We start from the raw sequence: 14960 nt of genomic DNA, 5'->3' as shown, positions 1-14960 counted from the left end.
CTATGAATAGACTGCAATGGCTTCCTGCTGTCAGTATTATTGTTTAAACAGTTTTCTATGATGCCTGCATGAGAAAAAGATGCAAATAATCGTTCTGGAGCTATTCAGGGTAGACGATGGCAGGAGCCCATTTCAGCCATTCAGCTTGCGGTTCATCCGCCAGCTCGAACGAAGTTTCAGGAGCAACCCTGTGTCCCTGCTCCGGCGTCGCAAAGGCAACGCCACCCGCCAGAACCGCTTCGAGGGATTCCGTTCGAAGCCTGGCACCACTGAACAAACCAAAATTGAAATCCACGCCACTGGCATTCCAGAATCGGCTTTTATGGGTTACCAGCGGCGCGTAGCGATCTTCGATGTTGAGAAAAATAATGACTTTGTTGGCAGGGTTACCCAACTTGAATCCGGTAACCACGCCTACCGGAATCTCCCGGTAATAAACGGGATTACCCGGTTTAATGGAACCCAGCTGAGCACTGACCAAGCGAATACGCAGACCACCAGAACGAGGCTGATCATCAGGCGCTCTTGGGTCTGCAACAAAAACATCACGCTTGGCAGCAGCCTGGGAGCGTGCTGGCGACACGTCGATATAAAGACCTGTCAACAAGGTTTCCAGGTGAGCTGTGTTGGTGAGACCCAGTTTAGGTTTAACCAGCCAGAACCTGGAACCTTTGCGAGCCAGCCAATCAGCGCCTCCATTGAGTAAGACGCTGGCTTTTATGGCTTTTTTGGCATCATCCAGATTAAGTTCTGTCACCTTTCCCATCTCCAGACCCTTGTACTTCAGTCGTGTACCTACCTGAAGGCCATCCGCCGATTCAAATTGAATATGTATCACCTTGCCGGTTTCACTTGCCCGGTTAATATCGTCATACAAAACAAACCTGGTTTTATTGGCAACTTTGGCTGCATCAGGGTTTGGGGTTTTAAATGCAATGCCTCCTGAAATCATAGAGTTGAGTGTTCCTGTCCTGACTTTGAATCCCTGCAACCCACCTTCCAGAGTTACACCGCTGATATTCCAGAAAAGCGTGCTTTTATTCACGAGATGTTGATATTTGGGCTTGATCAATATTTTGATCACCACTTCCTGTTTTCCCAGCGTGTAGGACTCCACTTCACCAACAGGCATTTTTCTGTAGAGGACAGGGCTACCCTGATTCAGACCTTCAAGTGAGTCAGCCCTGAGCTCAAGGTGTAAGCCCGGAGAAGATGGTGAAGCCGGAGGCTTGGTGGCCAGACCCATAAAATCTGTTTCCGGTTCGGCATTTTTCATATCAACCTGACTGACATCCATAGCGATATAGCGGCCAGCCAATAAGGTCTCCAGGCCGGTGATGCCTTTGAGGTTTATTTGTGGTGCCACCATCCAGAAACGGGCACCTTTTACCAGAATGTTCCTGGCTTCAGGACGAATAACGGCCTCGGCAATAATGGCTGAGTAATCCTCATTAAACGACGTATTCTTGATAACGCCCACTTCCATACCATGAAACAGTATTTTTGATTTTTCCTGGCCAAGAGCGACATCCAGAGGGAACTTAATAGAAATACGAATTCCCGCTTCCGCTGCGTCATAATCGTCGTACAAAGGAAAGCGGGTGCCATCGGATGCTTTCGGTTCTTTTTCCTCCCATTCCGGAGTGTAAAGAGCGACCCCGCCCTGGATAATGGAAATCAACGACTGGGTTCTGACCTTCAGGTGCGTCAGACCTCCGGAAATATCCACCCCTCCCGCATTCCAGAAACGGGTATTTTTTCTTACCAGATGAGTGAACATCGGTTTGATGTAAACATGGACATCGACTCTTTCGTTATCCGGGGAGAGAGCGTAACGAGTCACTTCGCCAACCTTCAGACGGCGATAATAGACCGGACTTCCCTCCTGCACAGAGGACAACTCCTCAGCCTGAAGTACCAGGCTCAGCCCACCTTCTTCTATGCCCGGCGTGGGTGGTGAATTCAGCGCCAGGAAGGATAGCTGCCTTTCCCCCTTCTCGGAGGGCTTAAAAGCGATGTAGTTGCCAGAGACCAGAGTATCCAGACCGGACACGCCCGCTACAGAAAGTTGGGGCTGAACCAGCCAGAACTGACTGTTATCTCTGAGATATTTCTGCATCTGCCGATCCATTTCCAGCTCGACATCGACACCTTCAAGGTCTTTCGTCATGGTCATTCGAGCAACTTTACCTACCGCCAAACCGTTGTACCTGACTTCTGTTTTGCCTACTTGCATGCCTTTGGCACTGTCAAAATGAACGTGAACTTCCAGACCGTGTTGATAAAGTGTTCTCCAAATCAGAAAGGCAACTATCATCAGAGCAATCAGGGGCAGCAGCCAGATAGCCGGAACACGACGACGCTCTTTCAGATCAGAGTTCACAGCGATCTTTTCATCGCTCATTGTTGATCTCCTTTCAGACTGAACGGCCTTGACCGGTCCCAAAGCAATCTGGGGTCAAAACTCATTGCCGCGCACATGGTCAACACCACCACTGCAGCAAACGCAAAAGCCGCAGGACCCGCCGTGACAGTGCCCAGGTGCCCGAACTGCACCAGTGCGACGAGAAGGGAAATAATAAAAATATCCAGCATGGACCAGCGGCCAATCCAGATAATCAATCGATACAAGGCAGTCTGACGACCCGGGTTGATCCTTCTTGTATGCACACAAACCAGCAGCCATACCATGCCCAAAAGTTTCATCAAAGGGACCAGGATACTCGCTGTAAAAACCAGCAGCGCAATGGGTGCCATACCATGATGTATCAGTTCCATAACCCCCGACATGATCGTATCCGGCCTGCTGCGCCCAAAACGACTTACGATCATTATCGGCAGCATGTTTGCAGGTATGTAGAGCAGCGCGGCGGTGAGGGTTAGAGCCCAACAACGGGACAGGCTGTCTTTTTTTCTGGATCGCACTTTACTGCCACAACGGGGACACCGGACATCTTCTGCCTGACAAACCCTGTGGCAATCCAGACAGAGTTTTATCCCACAATCAGCACCGCTGGACATCGGGCCAGGTTGCTCCGAATCCGATGCAGTCATTCATCCTCTCCCAGCATTGTCCAGATCTCATGCTCGTTCAGGTTCTGGGCAATAATCAGTTCGCAGAGCATTAGTCCGGCAAAGCAATATAACCCTGTACCTATCTGCACGCTGGCCATATCTGCCAGTTTGATGACCGCGACCAGCGCACCCAGAAAATAGATTTCCGTCATGCCCCACTCTTGCAGGCGGGTATAAAGTCTCAGCAAACTTCTGGATATTCTGCGCCCCCGGCTAGTGATGGCAGATACAATGATTTTAAGCAGAATCAAAAGGCGAAACAGAGGAATCAGTATGGCAGACAGGAGCACCAGCAAAGCTATAGCACCATAATCCCCTTGATAGAGAGCAGCAACACCTCCGCAAATCGTGCTTTGCTGCTCATTTCCCAGAATATCCATGGATAGAACAGGGTAATAATTGGCCGGTATAAACAGAATTAAGCCAGTCACAACCAGAGCCAGACAACTCTGGATACCTGCAGGGCGGTGAGACTCCAGCACACAGCCGCATCGGGGGCATACAGCCTGCTGCCGACAGGCCGGGTCATGATTGAAGACCGGGGTATTTATCATCAGATCACAGTCAGGACAAAGCCTGATGCCTGAATCAAAACTCGTCTCTTTTTTAACCATATAGGTATATCTGGGGAAGAAACTGAACAAATTCTGCCATATAATCTGCCAGTGAATTTTAGCTGTTCTGATTGCCTTGTCTCTATATCGGCAGCACGAACCAGTACTACGCCCCAGAGCTCCCTGAGAGGCGTTAATAACAGATACACAATGATTCAAGAGGTCCAGGTATGCTTCCCGTTGAGCGTCGAGAGCACATTTTGTCTTATGTTGAAGAGAAAGGCTGTGCCAACATCGAAGAGATGGCGGAGAAATTCGATGTTTCCCAGATGACTATTCGTCGCGACATACGAACCCTGGAGCAGGAAGACAAATTGCGCGTCACCTATGGCGGTGCGGTATCTAAAAGCTTCCTTATGGAGGATATCCCCTACGAAAAGAAGAACGCCGTCAACATTGAAGAGAAAAAGTCCATTGCTCACGAGGCCCTCAATCTGGTTAAGGAAGGACAGATCATTCTGCTGGATGCTGGCACAAGTACCATGGCCCTGGCCAAGCTGTTGATGCGCATGAAGGTCACCATTATTACGCCCGACCTGAAAATTGCTCTGCAATTGTCAGACTCTTCAACCGCCAAGGTCTACACGACGGGGGGACTGGTCAGTGCCATTACCAAGGCTCACTGTGACACAACGGCCCTGTCCTTCCTGGACAGCATTAATGCTGACGTTGCCTTTCTGGCAACCAACAGCTGGAGTCTGCAACACGGTATGACTACTGCGTCTACCGACCATTACTTTATTCGTCGCAAGATGCTGGAACGTGCAGCCCGCAGTGTACTGCTGGCAGACTCCAGCAAGTTTGGCGCTTCCAGCATGAAAACCATCTGTCAGCTGAATGAGCTGGATACCATTATCACAGACAGCCGTTTCGATGATGAGAGCCTGGCGGCCATCAGCGAGGCAGGTGGTAATATCATCCGCTCCTGACTGCACGACAATGCAATTATACTTTGAATAGGATGGCATGTTCTTCCTGATTGCATGGACTAAACTCACAGCTATCAATCAGACTGAGTCCAGCCAGACGTTGCTGTGAGTGATGAAACCCCTTATCTGTATTCCAATGGGTGACCCGGCCGGAATTGGCCCGGAAATCCTGATAAAGGCACTTTTAACCAATGACTTCTCCAATACCTGTCGATTGCTGGTCGTCGGCTACGTGGAGATTCTTCAGCAAGCCATTTCGATCAGCGCTTCGCCTCTTACTATCAACTCTGTTGAGGCCTGTTCGGATATTGATCCACGGACAGGTATTCTCAATGTCCTTGAGCCACCTGCCCCTCCTCAAAGTGTCGAGCCGGGCAGAGTTTCCCCAGCCGCAGGAAAGATGGCCTACGACTGTATTCAACTGGCAACACAACTGGCTCTGGAGAGGCAGGCCCAGGCTCTGGTAACGCCCCCTGTTAATAAGATGTCCCTGGACGCGGCTAATATCAGACAGGCAGGACACACCGAGATTCTTGCCGAGCTGACAAACAGCAAGAACCCACTCACTTTATTTGAGGTTGCGGGCTTGAAAGTCTTTTTTCTTTCACGACATCTGTCTCTCAAGCTGGCCTGTGACTACGTCACCCGACATCACCTGATTCAATGTGCTCAAAAAGCGGTTGATGCCATGAAATCTCTGGGTATTGAGACCCCCCATCTGGCTATAGCCGGGTTAAATCCTCATTGTGGAGATAACGGACTGTTTGGACATGAAGAGCAGGAAGAAATCAGGCCTGCTGTTCTTGAACTACAGCAGCTTGGGTTGAACGTGTCCGGTCCCCTGCCTGCTGACTCGGTGTTTTATCAGGCTCTGAATGGAAAGTTTGATGCTGTCATCTCGCTCTATCATGATCAGGGACACATTGCGACCAAAATGGTGGACTTCCATAAAACCATTTCAATCACCTGCGGCTTACCCTTCCTGAGAACTTCAGTAGATCATGGCACTGCCTACGACATTGCCGGGAAAGGCGTTGCTTCTGCCATCAGTATGGCCGAGGCCATCGCAGTGGCAATCCGATATCTGACAAAGGTTTCACCAGTGGGAACAACCTGAATAGCGGGCGAACTACCAAAATCAACCTGCCCGGTGACCACAACAGGGGCGCTTGTCTCTGCATTTTCAGGTAAAGAAATAATCAAACGTCCATTGCCTGATTGCTGAATATCCACATCCAGCGTCTGTGCAGTGGTGGCATCATTAACAATCTTCAACGGCCCTTCTATGAACAAATCGGGACGCTCGATACTGGAGCCTTGCAGGATATTGCCTTTCAGAACAGGTGCATCATCCACGTCTCTGCCATGATCATAAACAATGATCTGCTCTACTCCCGAGATATCACTGACTGCTCCTCCTCTCAGTCCAATGAGGATTTTCAGAGTCGGGCTACTGACCTGCGTCAATCAGAATGCCGTCTGACTGTCCTTCCCCTCTTATCTCGCCTTTTGGGCCCAGCCAGAGCAGAAAACCGGAACTCGGGCCAATGTATCGAACAGCAGACTGTGCATTGCCATCGGTATCCGGATTCAAAACCAGTCCCTCAATCAGAAGCACGCTTTTGCCAGAAGGATTGCGAATTTCAATAGCGGTTTCATCTTCAGGCAAGGCCTGAATGATCTGGTTAGGCTCAATGGTTTCGCTGCTGGTCACAATCTGTCTGGAATAGGCTATTTCACAGGTCAGAGCCATCACCGCCGATATGGCCGTTGCCAGGCGTTTTTTGCAGACACTTAGCCCCGAAAATACCTCACCCTTCCTGTCTTGATTCATCCGGTCTGATTCCATTCATGGGTAAAGGACCAGAGAAATATCGACCTCCTGACCTGTCAATTGACCAAAGTCCGGTTTTTTTCTCTTCAGCCCTGAAGTATTCCCAGCCGTCTGCCGATAGTGGATTCAGCCGGATTTCAAATTTGAAAAAATCGCAGTCATCTACTGCAAGGAAGAAAGGATGAACAAGAGCCTGTTCAGGAAGAAGACTCTCGCTGCAGTGATTGCTGCAACAATTCCATTTGCCGCCACCCAGTCCAGCGCAGTGACAGAAATCACCAGTGATGGAGATAGTTACGCCGCCAGCGGGCTATTCGGTGCAGTAACACGCAATGTTAATGCTGATGCAACCGACACCAATGCATTCATTCTGGATGCTGACAACGGTACTTTCTACGTCCAGGGCTCGTTACTTCAGCCAGTCAATATCAATCTCGATAACCCGAATGGCGAAGCCATTCTGCTCTATCGCCAGGCTAATACCAGCTACGCCGTGAATATGCCTTCGCTCAGCGGCCTGTATGGTAAAGGTACAACCCACGGTATCCTGTTGAGTAACGGCGAAGCCAGCGTCATTCAAATCAATGTTGGAGAAACCAATCTGGGCGGCACTATTCAGGTAGAAGACGGAGATGCTTTCAGAATTGAAGAAGAGCTGTCGGGCATCGTCACCATAACCGGGACACTGCAAGGTAACACAGCCATCACAGCAGCAGAAGGTGGGAAGCTCGGAACAAATGCTACGATCTTAGTTAATGGCGGTGTACTGAAAACAAACGGAGATACTTCTATTGACTTCAGCGATGCCGGTGGAGCTCTTGTCATGGGGGTCGTTGACGGTACGGTAGAGGGCAAAGTGCTGGGTTATACCGGCTCCGGTGATATTCTGACGATAGGTGGTAACTCGACATTTGGTGGCGATATTGAGGATATTGAATCCATCTTGGTCGTAAGGTCAGATTCACACGTCGTCAGTTTCCGAGGTGATATCAAGAAGAATTCCGGCGCAACACACGTCAAAATCTCTGGTATTGCCAGCTTTGACAAACCCGGAGCACAGACCATTGATGGTGATCTGACTGTTTATTCAACAGGGGTCATTACAACAGAGCTGGGTACCGGCTCCGACGCCAATGCAGCTCTGATTGTCACCGGTACTGCCAATATTAACCCAGGTTCAACGCTGAAAATTGTTCCTACCCTGGAAGTCGTAGAAGCTGGTAACACCGTAGAAGATGCAAAAATTATTGAAGCCAACACCAGCCTGAATGCATCCGATCTGACGATTGAGCACTCTGTGTTGATTGATACTACCGAGGTCACACAGAACGGCAATGCTCTGACCACAGATCTGACACCAAGAACCCTCGAAGCACTGAAGAATCTGATTGCACAGGAAGGTGCCGGGGCCACCACTGAAGAAGCTCTGGCGGCTACGATGACAGTGATTACCCGGGACTCCACCAACTCCACGAGTTTCAATAACTTTTACCAGACCGTTTCCAATATTACTGATGTAAAGAAACTGGCTGAGTTCGCCAGAGAGAGTAAATTCAACAACTCTGACGCCGTCCAGATGACCAACGTAACGGCAGAAACCAAGGTTAAGACCAACGTTCTGGCCCACGTCAGGGCGGTTCAGGAAGATGACCTGTCTGACAGCGGACTGTCATACGGTGGCAGTTACACCAATCAGGGTTTCTGGTTGCAGGTTCTTGGCTCGGACGTCACTCAGGATGATCGCAGAAACGATGGTGGAGACAGACTTTTCGGTTTCGATGCCGATCTGAGTGGTCTGACACTGGGCGCAGAAACCACCATCAACGATGACTACCTGGTAGGAGCTGCATTCACTGTAGCCAATGCCGAAATAGACAAACACGATTCTAATGACAACTCTACCATCAAGAACTACCAGGTCAGCCTCTACGGCTCCTGGGAGCAAGATAACTGGTTCCTGGATGGCGTCATTAACATCGGTCGCAGTAACAACGAGCGTAGCCGTTATATCGATGGCTTTGTCGATGCGCCGATTACTTCGGACTATATCAGTCATCAGTACGGCCTGACCACCATGCTGGGCATGAACCAGAGCTTTGGTGAGATGAAGATAGTGCCAATGGTCGGTTTCAACTACACCATGGTCAAAAGTAAAGCCTTTAAGGAAGATGACAAGTATGCGACCGGTTTTGCCCTGAATGTGGACAGCCAGAAATATCAAAAGGTCGAGCTGGGTGCTGGCGTTGAAATCAGTCAGGCTTTCAAAGTCGACCAGGGTGAACTCGAACCTTCTCTGAAACTGATGGCCTGGCATGACTTTAAGGGTGATGTAGTAGAAACCACCACACGTTACGTGCTCGGTGGACCCGAGTTCACCTCAAAAGGGGCCGACGCTGTCAAGAACAGCTATCAGGCTTCAGCCAGTGTGACCTACCGTCGCAACGATAACATGAGCTTCGTTGTGGGTTATGAACTGAACCAGAGTTCAGATTACAAAGCTCAGAACTACTACCTGAGAATGAAGTACGACTTCTAACTTTGACGCTTTCGAGAGGACTCTGTTTCAGGGTGTTGTACTCTCGTTTTCCCTCTCTCCCTCCCTCCCGGTATTAAAGCCTTCAACCCACTCATTTATCTGGTACTATTCGCCCGGAAAAGCAGGTACTCTCGTTTTACATACCCTGCAAGATCCCACATTGACCAACACTATTTACCGGAATCGCACCGATATGGCTTCTCTCAGACACCTCCTGGTAACGGCTTTTATCCTTTTCTTGTCACTTTCTGCCCATGCTGCTTCCAGCACTGAACTCAATGCTACCGTCCATGAAGCGTTGAAAAATCTTTATGCACAGAGCAGTGCTGCAAAATCTCTGGGCAGCAGAGCGAAAGGAATCCTGGTCTTCCCCAAGGTACTGAAAGGCGGGCTGGTTGTGGGTGGTGAATACGGTGAAGGCGCACTTTTAAAGAATGGAGCAATACAGGACTATTACAATACCGTATCGGCCTCTATCGGTTTCCAGCTGGGCGCACAGGCTCGCTCCCAGATTGTCATGTTCATGACCAGCGAGGCTCTGAACAACTTCGTGAACAGCGAAGGTTGGGAAGCGGGTATCGATGGAAGTATTGCTATTGCTGAGTTTGGTGCCGGAGAAGGCATAGACACTAAAACCGCTAGAGCTCCCATCATTGGCTTTATCAGCAATAACAAGGGATTGATGTATAACCTGACTCTGGAAGGTTCCAAAATCACAAAAATTGAAAAGTAAAACCCTCGTCAGGTACTTCGGTGATTTCAACTCTACCCCGCTGATATTCGGTGATGTAAAGTCTTTTGCTACCTTTGCCACCGAAAACAACATTGGTGGGGCATGAGCCTCTGGTCACAATGGTTCGATGAATCTCGCCATCGGGAGTGACAGTGGCCACATGCCCCTGACCAAACATGGCCACATAAAGGTTACCCTCTTTGTCAAAAGAGATTCCATCGGGCCCCACAACCCGGCATGGGCCGGCAGTATCGGTGACCGACACAAACTGTTCACGGCTGCTAACCTCCAGTCTGTCTGTAAACGGATAACGATAGATATTCCCTGTTGCCGACTCACTGAGATAGAGCTTCCCATCAGGAGCAAAGGCAATACCATTGGCGAAACGAAACCCGTCATCAAGGCAATCCACCTGTTTACTGACGGGATCAATGCGAAACAATTTTCCCTGCATTGGCCCCTCCCAGACTTCCGGATCAGGCCCTTCCCGAGTGATCAGGTCAGCGACGCGGATACCAGAATCTGTCAGGTAAATGGCCCCTTCAGGCCCCAGAGTCATATCATTGGGCCAAAGAAAGGGGTTCTCACCGTCTCCGTAAAGTCTCTCCGCCAGTGAGCCATCGGGGTTGAGCCTGAGCAGAGATGGCTCACGGGTCTCGGCAACCCAGATACTGCCATCATGGTTGTCCTGTAAAATACCATTGGGCCTGTCGACCTGCGCAAAAACATGGCGGTGCTTTCCTGAGGCTGAAACCCGGGTCAGACGACCTCTCTCCTCACCGACTTCTGAAACAACTAAACTTCCGTCGTTTAATATCAAAGCGGACACTGGATACTCCAGCCCATCAACAAAAATCATACTGCCCCTCTTGAGTGTGACCGAAAAAACGCTACCTCTGACGGTCTAATGAAAAAATAGCTGCCATCGCAGGTGAATGTTCATTTGGAGAGACAGTTTAGATACAGATGACGACCAACTGTTTAGAACAATAAGAAACAAAATATAGGGAGAATTAGCTATAAAGGGTATTATTTAGTCACTAATAGAATTAATAAAAACACTTAAAGAGCAATAACTTATTAACTGATAGCATCCAGATAACTTTGAAAATGCAGCGCTATCAGACTCTGCTGCCATTTTCAGACTTCAGCCTGAGCTGTATTTTCGGCTCATGGCTGTTTGATTTGACTCGGGGGAAATGCGACTACTATGAGTCGTCCGGCCAGGGCCGTCATTCATCTTGACGCTCTAAAGCATAACTATCGATTGGCTAAATCACTGGCGGGCGGGGGCAATGTTCTGGCCGTTGTAAAAGCCGACGCTTATGGCCATGGTGCTATCAGATGTGCCCACTCCCTGTCAGAGGAAGCCGACGGGTTTGCAGTGGCCTGTATTGAAGAAGCCCTGGAGCTCAGGGCAGCCGGTATCAGAAACCGTCTGCTTATTCTCGAAGGATTCTTTGAACATTCCGAACTCACCAATATTGCCTCAGAAAATATTGACATTGTTGTACAAAGTCCGGAACAGGTAAAACAGCTTGAACAAACCCCACTGGAGAAGCCTGTCAGGGTCTGGCTGAAAATGGACTCCGGCATGCACAGAGTGGGTATTCTTCCCGGCGATTATCGCGATGCCTGGGCAAGGCTTGAGCAACTGCCCTGGATCGACGAGATTCTCATGATGACTCACCTTGCCTGTGCCGACGAAACTGACAATGGCTACACCCTGCAGCAGCTTGAAGTCTTTGAGCAACATACCCTTGGATTGCCGGGTAAAAGAAGCATTGCCAATTCGGCCGGTCTCATTCATTGTGCCGCTGCCAGGGCAGACTGGAGCCGCCCCGGTCTTATGCTTTACGGAGCCTCTCCTTTTGATCAGGCTCATAACATTGAATCCAGGCTCAAGCCTGTCATGGAGCTCCACTCAGCCATTATCAATATCAAGGAAATCCCTGCTGGCAGTCCGGTAGGCTATTCCGGTACCGCAGTGACCAACAAGACGACGCGTTTAGGCGTCATCGCCATGGGTTATGCCGATGGCTATCCCCTGGCTCCCAATGGTACACCGGTACTCGTCAATGGTCAGCCAGTACCACTGACAGGTCGGGTCTCCATGGATATGTTAACGGTTGATTTGTCAGAAATAGGTGATGTGAACGTGGGAGATCCTGCTTTACTCTGGGGTAAAGACTTGTCGGTGAATGAAGTAGCACGACATGCGGGCACAATTCCCTATCAGCTGTTGTGTAATACAAACCGGTTTCCTATTTCGTACTCTCAGCAAGTTACCTGCAAAGAGAGAGTATGAATCCACCTGAAAAATTGTCCGATTGCCGGGAACGCTTTAATAACCAGCGCATCTGTCAAATCCTTTACATTGCAGAACCGTTTCAGCACTTGTATATTTTCTGCACGTGCCATACTCTTCTCAGTCCGTGACTGAAGCCTTCTTATGACGGTCAGGAGCCACGGGGAAAAAGGCGTCCCGGTGTACATCGACACCTGGAGCAATGCGGTAATTTACACCATGCCCAAAACTACCTGAATCAGACGATTGCTGAAATGAGAAGTCGAAAAGAAGTCGTCCGGCAACTGGACAGGATCGATCGTAATATTCTTCGCACACTCCAGGAAAACGGTCGAATTTCCTATGTGGATCTGGCAGATCGGGTGGGCTTGAGTACCACACCCTGCATGGAAAGGGTCAAACGCCTTGAGCGGGAAGGCATCATTCAGGGCTATAGTGCCCGGTTAAAACCCCAGTACCTTCAAGCAGGCTTGCTGGTGTATGTTGAAATCAGCCTCTATACCAAATCGGCTGATATCTTTGACGAGTTTCGACGGGCAGTTGTCGCTCTTCCAAACGTGCTGGAATGCCACCTGGTTTCCGGTAACTTTGACTACCTGATCAAGGCCCGTATTTCAGAAATGGCTTCTTACCGGGAGTTGCTGGGCGACATATTACTGAAGCTTCCGGGAGTGAGGGAATCCAAAAGCTACATTGTCATGGAAGAACTGAAAGAAACACTGAATCTCCCAATTCCTGACTAATCAGTAATCCCTGATAAAATAATTCAGGGCGACTGCATCCTGCTCTTCAATATCATGAAGCTGGAATCCAGCGGCAAAGTCCCTGCTGTGATCGCCCTGTTTATTACCAGACTGACACCAGACGCATTTGGCCACCAGTGTTACGTGGTGCGCTGTGTCATTAAGACCAGGCAGTACCATGGTAACATTCCTGACGTCTTCCAACCGAATGGGTTGATCCGTAGTAATACTGAACCCTCCTCTGGATACATCTTCCAAAACCCCCAGTAGTTGACCACTGTCATTGTCCACGACCTGGGCGGGCTCAGCCAGAACCTTGCGTGGATAGCGCCGCTTCTCAAGTACAGTATCCGTCATAACAACTCCTCTCTTTCATAAAGCGAAATTTCAAGATACCGACTTTTTAGCAAGATGACAAAATTCTGCTGCATTTGGCAACCCAATTCTGTTATAAGTTACCTTAAGTACTCTGCCATACGAAATCGAATATGTCTGGCTTATTGGGCAGGTGCTCTGCAAGGCGAAACGACGGGAACATAGCAAGCTATTTGACCAGAGTTGCAACGCAGTCAGAGTGCCTGAACAATAAGTCAGAAAATACGATTTCGTATGGTTGAGTACTTATATCCATCTGCCGGGACGCTGTGTATCAGACCGACTCAGATGGACCAGTAGAGTCAATCTATCAATTTTAATAAGCTCCAGATGGGGAATATTGCTGACATCTTATTACCCAGGGAGCCCTATATGGTCCGCCCCGTTTTACAAGAGCCTGTTTCGTTAATTTGCAAACAAAGATAACTGCAATTTTACAAGGCTCGCAGAATTCGGGAATTTGAAAGTTTAAATACGGCTTGATATGTTGCTATCCAATACGCCTGCTCTGACTTTGACCTTAGCGATTGTATTAGAGGTCTTTGCAACGTCCTGGTTGCCCAGAACCCATCAATTTACCGCCCCCATACCGACAACAGCGGTATTGATAGCCTATGGCCTGGCATTTTACCTGTTGTCGATTACGGTTCAAACCATGTCACTGGGTGTGGTTTATGCGATCTGGTGTGGTGCAGGTATTGTCTTGGTCGCAGCTTTGTCATGGCTGATATATGGGCAAAAGCTGGATATTTATGCATTGATTGGTATTGGCTTTATTCTAACCGGAACCGTTATCATTAATCTCTTCTCATCTTCTTTGAGTCATTAATCTTTCATCTGGGTGTCAAAATCTTGTAACCTGCCTGAAGTAGCTTGAATAAGCGCCTAACCAGGTACTTATTTATTTCAGTCAGGTGAATTCATGCTACCCCCACTAAGAGCCCTGGTGGCCTTTGAAGCAGTGGCCAGGCTTGGCTCTATTGGTGCCGCAGCGCGGGAATTGTGTGTAACACAAGCCGCAGTGAGCCAACAGCTCAAGAGTCTGGAAGCATTTCTTGATACCACATTGTTTGAACGAACCAGGAGAGGCGTCAAGCTCACCTCTTCGGCACTGCAATATCAACCCATAGTCTCTGGCTCTCTGGCTCATTTAAAGTTGCAGACTCAGCTTCTTTTTGGTGAGCCAAAAGCGGATGTGTTGAGGCTGAGAGCCAATCAAACATTTTGCCACAACTGGTTACTCCCCCGATTAGACAGCTTTTATCAGAAATACCCTTTCATTCGCCTCGATATCCAACTCGTGGACTGGCCTTCCACAACTCCTTGTCAAAATGTTGATATAGAGCTTACTAACGGCAAAGTAGATAGCGAAGAAACGAATGCAGAAAAACTGTTTCAGGAACACTGGCAGTTGGTATGCAGTCCGCAATTCAAACGAGATTATCAACAATCATTAAAAGATGAAGACTTCTCTCAATTACCTGCGGTACAGGTTAAGGGCTATCAGGAGAACTGGCTGCAGTGGCTGAGCCACAATCAAATTGAGACCACCTTACCCAGAGTGCAATTGGAAATCAGCAACTCACTCCATGCTCTGGAAGCAGTAAAGCACGGCGTTGGGGTTATGTTAGTTCGCTCACTGGCAGCATCCGAGTTACTAAACAAAAACGAAATTGTGCTGGCACATCAAGCGTCAATGCCTGCGGAGTCTGGCCACTATATGATTACTAACAATAATCGCAACGCAAAGGTGAATTTCTTCTGTGACTGGCTGCACCATCAGATTAAAAGGGATGGCCTTATCTAAAGATTT

15 protein-coding genes are annotated in these 14960 nt (G+C 49.0%); 8 read left to right on the top strand and 7 right to left on the bottom strand.

What is annotated here, in order from left to right; genetic code table 11:
• Window positions 1-100 precede the first annotated feature (100 nt).
• The 3 genes from ACOJUO_RS09255 to ACOJUO_RS09245 are packed head-to-tail and all read right to left on the bottom strand — an operon-like array spanning window position 101 to window position 3689.
• On the bottom strand, window positions 101-2404 hold the full coding sequence (locus tag ACOJUO_RS09255) for an MlaD family protein (protein ID WP_422139612.1): 2304 nt from the start codon (window positions 2402-2404) through the stop codon (window positions 101-103).
• Window positions 2401-3054, bottom strand: coding sequence for a paraquat-inducible protein A (locus tag ACOJUO_RS09250; protein ID WP_422136440.1), 654 nt, complete (start codon window positions 3052-3054; stop codon window positions 2401-2403). Before ACOJUO_RS09250 ends, ACOJUO_RS09255 begins: the two co-directional genes overlap by 4 nt.
• Window positions 3051-3689 (bottom strand): paraquat-inducible protein A, encoded by a 639-nt coding sequence (locus ACOJUO_RS09245; RefSeq protein ID WP_422136439.1) that lies wholly within the window; start codon window positions 3687-3689, stop codon window positions 3051-3053. The genes ACOJUO_RS09250 and ACOJUO_RS09245 overlap by 4 nt, the downstream gene beginning before the upstream one ends.
• 170 nt (window positions 3690-3859) lie before the next feature.
• Here ACOJUO_RS09245 and ACOJUO_RS09240 point away from each other — a divergent pair, with 170 nt between their 5' ends.
• Both ACOJUO_RS09240 and pdxA read left to right on the top strand, forming a co-directional pair.
• Entirely contained in the window at window positions 3860-4618 is a 759-nt protein-coding gene (locus ACOJUO_RS09240; protein ID WP_422136438.1) for a DeoR/GlpR family DNA-binding transcription regulator, read from the top strand.
• A gap of 112 nt (window positions 4619-4730) precedes the next feature.
• Window positions 4731-5735, top strand: a complete 1005-nt coding sequence (gene pdxA, locus ACOJUO_RS09235) for a 4-hydroxythreonine-4-phosphate dehydrogenase PdxA (RefSeq protein ID WP_422136437.1) — start codon at window positions 4731-4733, stop codon at window positions 5733-5735.
• On the opposite strand, the gene ACOJUO_RS09230 is transcribed toward pdxA, so the two are convergent.
• Window positions 5630-6085, bottom strand: a complete 456-nt coding sequence (locus ACOJUO_RS09230) for a hypothetical protein (RefSeq protein WP_422139611.1) — start codon at window positions 6083-6085, stop codon at window positions 5630-5632. The two genes, pdxA and ACOJUO_RS09230, sit on opposite strands and share 106 nt — an antisense overlap.
• The gene (locus ACOJUO_RS09225) at window positions 6069-6452 is read right to left on the bottom strand and encodes a hypothetical protein (protein WP_422136435.1); all 384 of its coding nucleotides are present in this window, start codon (window positions 6450-6452) and stop codon (window positions 6069-6071) included. The genes ACOJUO_RS09230 and ACOJUO_RS09225 overlap by 17 nt, the downstream gene beginning before the upstream one ends.
• Before the next feature lie 181 nt (window positions 6453-6633).
• Between ACOJUO_RS09225 and ACOJUO_RS09220 the strand changes: the two genes are divergently transcribed.
• Window positions 6634-8988 carry an autotransporter domain-containing protein gene (locus tag ACOJUO_RS09220; protein WP_422139610.1) on the top strand — a complete coding sequence of 785 codons (2355 nt, stop codon included), beginning with the start codon at window positions 6634-6636 and terminating at the stop codon, window positions 8986-8988.
• A 160-nt stretch (window positions 8989-9148) separates the two neighbouring features.
• Window positions 9149-9721 carry a BPSL1445 family SYLF domain-containing lipoprotein gene (locus ACOJUO_RS09215; RefSeq protein WP_422136433.1) on the top strand — a complete coding sequence of 191 codons (573 nt, stop codon included), beginning with the start codon at window positions 9149-9151 and terminating at the stop codon, window positions 9719-9721.
• On the opposite strand, the gene ACOJUO_RS09210 is transcribed toward ACOJUO_RS09215, so the two are convergent.
• Window positions 9702-10580, bottom strand: coding sequence for an SMP-30/gluconolactonase/LRE family protein (locus tag ACOJUO_RS09210; RefSeq protein WP_422139609.1), 879 nt, complete (start codon window positions 10578-10580; stop codon window positions 9702-9704). The two genes, ACOJUO_RS09215 and ACOJUO_RS09210, sit on opposite strands and share 20 nt — an antisense overlap.
• Before the next feature lie 351 nt (window positions 10581-10931).
• Here ACOJUO_RS09210 and alr point away from each other — a divergent pair, with 351 nt between their 5' ends.
• Both alr and ACOJUO_RS09200 read left to right on the top strand, forming a co-directional pair.
• On the top strand, window positions 10932-12029 hold the full coding sequence (gene alr / locus ACOJUO_RS09205; RefSeq protein WP_422139608.1) for an alanine racemase: 1098 nt from the start codon (window positions 10932-10934) through the stop codon (window positions 12027-12029).
• A gap of 254 nt (window positions 12030-12283) precedes the next feature.
• Window positions 12284-12772: a winged helix-turn-helix transcriptional regulator gene (locus tag ACOJUO_RS09200; protein WP_422136430.1), complete on the top strand. Its 489-nt coding sequence runs from the start codon at window positions 12284-12286 to the stop codon at window positions 12770-12772.
• On the opposite strand, the gene ACOJUO_RS09195 is transcribed toward ACOJUO_RS09200, so the two are convergent.
• Window positions 12773-13129, bottom strand: a complete 357-nt coding sequence (locus tag ACOJUO_RS09195) for a PilZ domain-containing protein (protein WP_422139607.1) — start codon at window positions 13127-13129, stop codon at window positions 12773-12775.
• A gap of 502 nt (window positions 13130-13631) precedes the next feature.
• Here ACOJUO_RS09195 and ACOJUO_RS09190 point away from each other — a divergent pair.
• Both ACOJUO_RS09190 and ACOJUO_RS09185 read left to right on the top strand, forming a co-directional pair.
• On the top strand, window positions 13632-13976 hold the full coding sequence (locus ACOJUO_RS09190; protein WP_422136428.1) for a DMT family transporter: 345 nt from the start codon (window positions 13632-13634) through the stop codon (window positions 13974-13976).
• 93 nt (window positions 13977-14069) lie between these two features.
• Window positions 14070-14954, top strand: coding sequence for a LysR substrate-binding domain-containing protein (locus ACOJUO_RS09185; RefSeq protein WP_422136427.1), 885 nt, complete (start codon window positions 14070-14072; stop codon window positions 14952-14954).
• The last annotated feature ends 6 nt before the right edge of the window (window positions 14955-14960 follow it).

It is taken from the genome of Endozoicomonas sp. ALC020 (assembly GCF_049275935.1).
In the GTDB taxonomy this organism is placed as follows: domain Bacteria; phylum Pseudomonadota; class Gammaproteobacteria; order Pseudomonadales; family Endozoicomonadaceae; genus Endozoicomonas_A.
The sequence above is the reverse complement of the archived record's forward strand: the minus strand, read 5'-3'. Positions and strand labels throughout refer to the sequence as shown.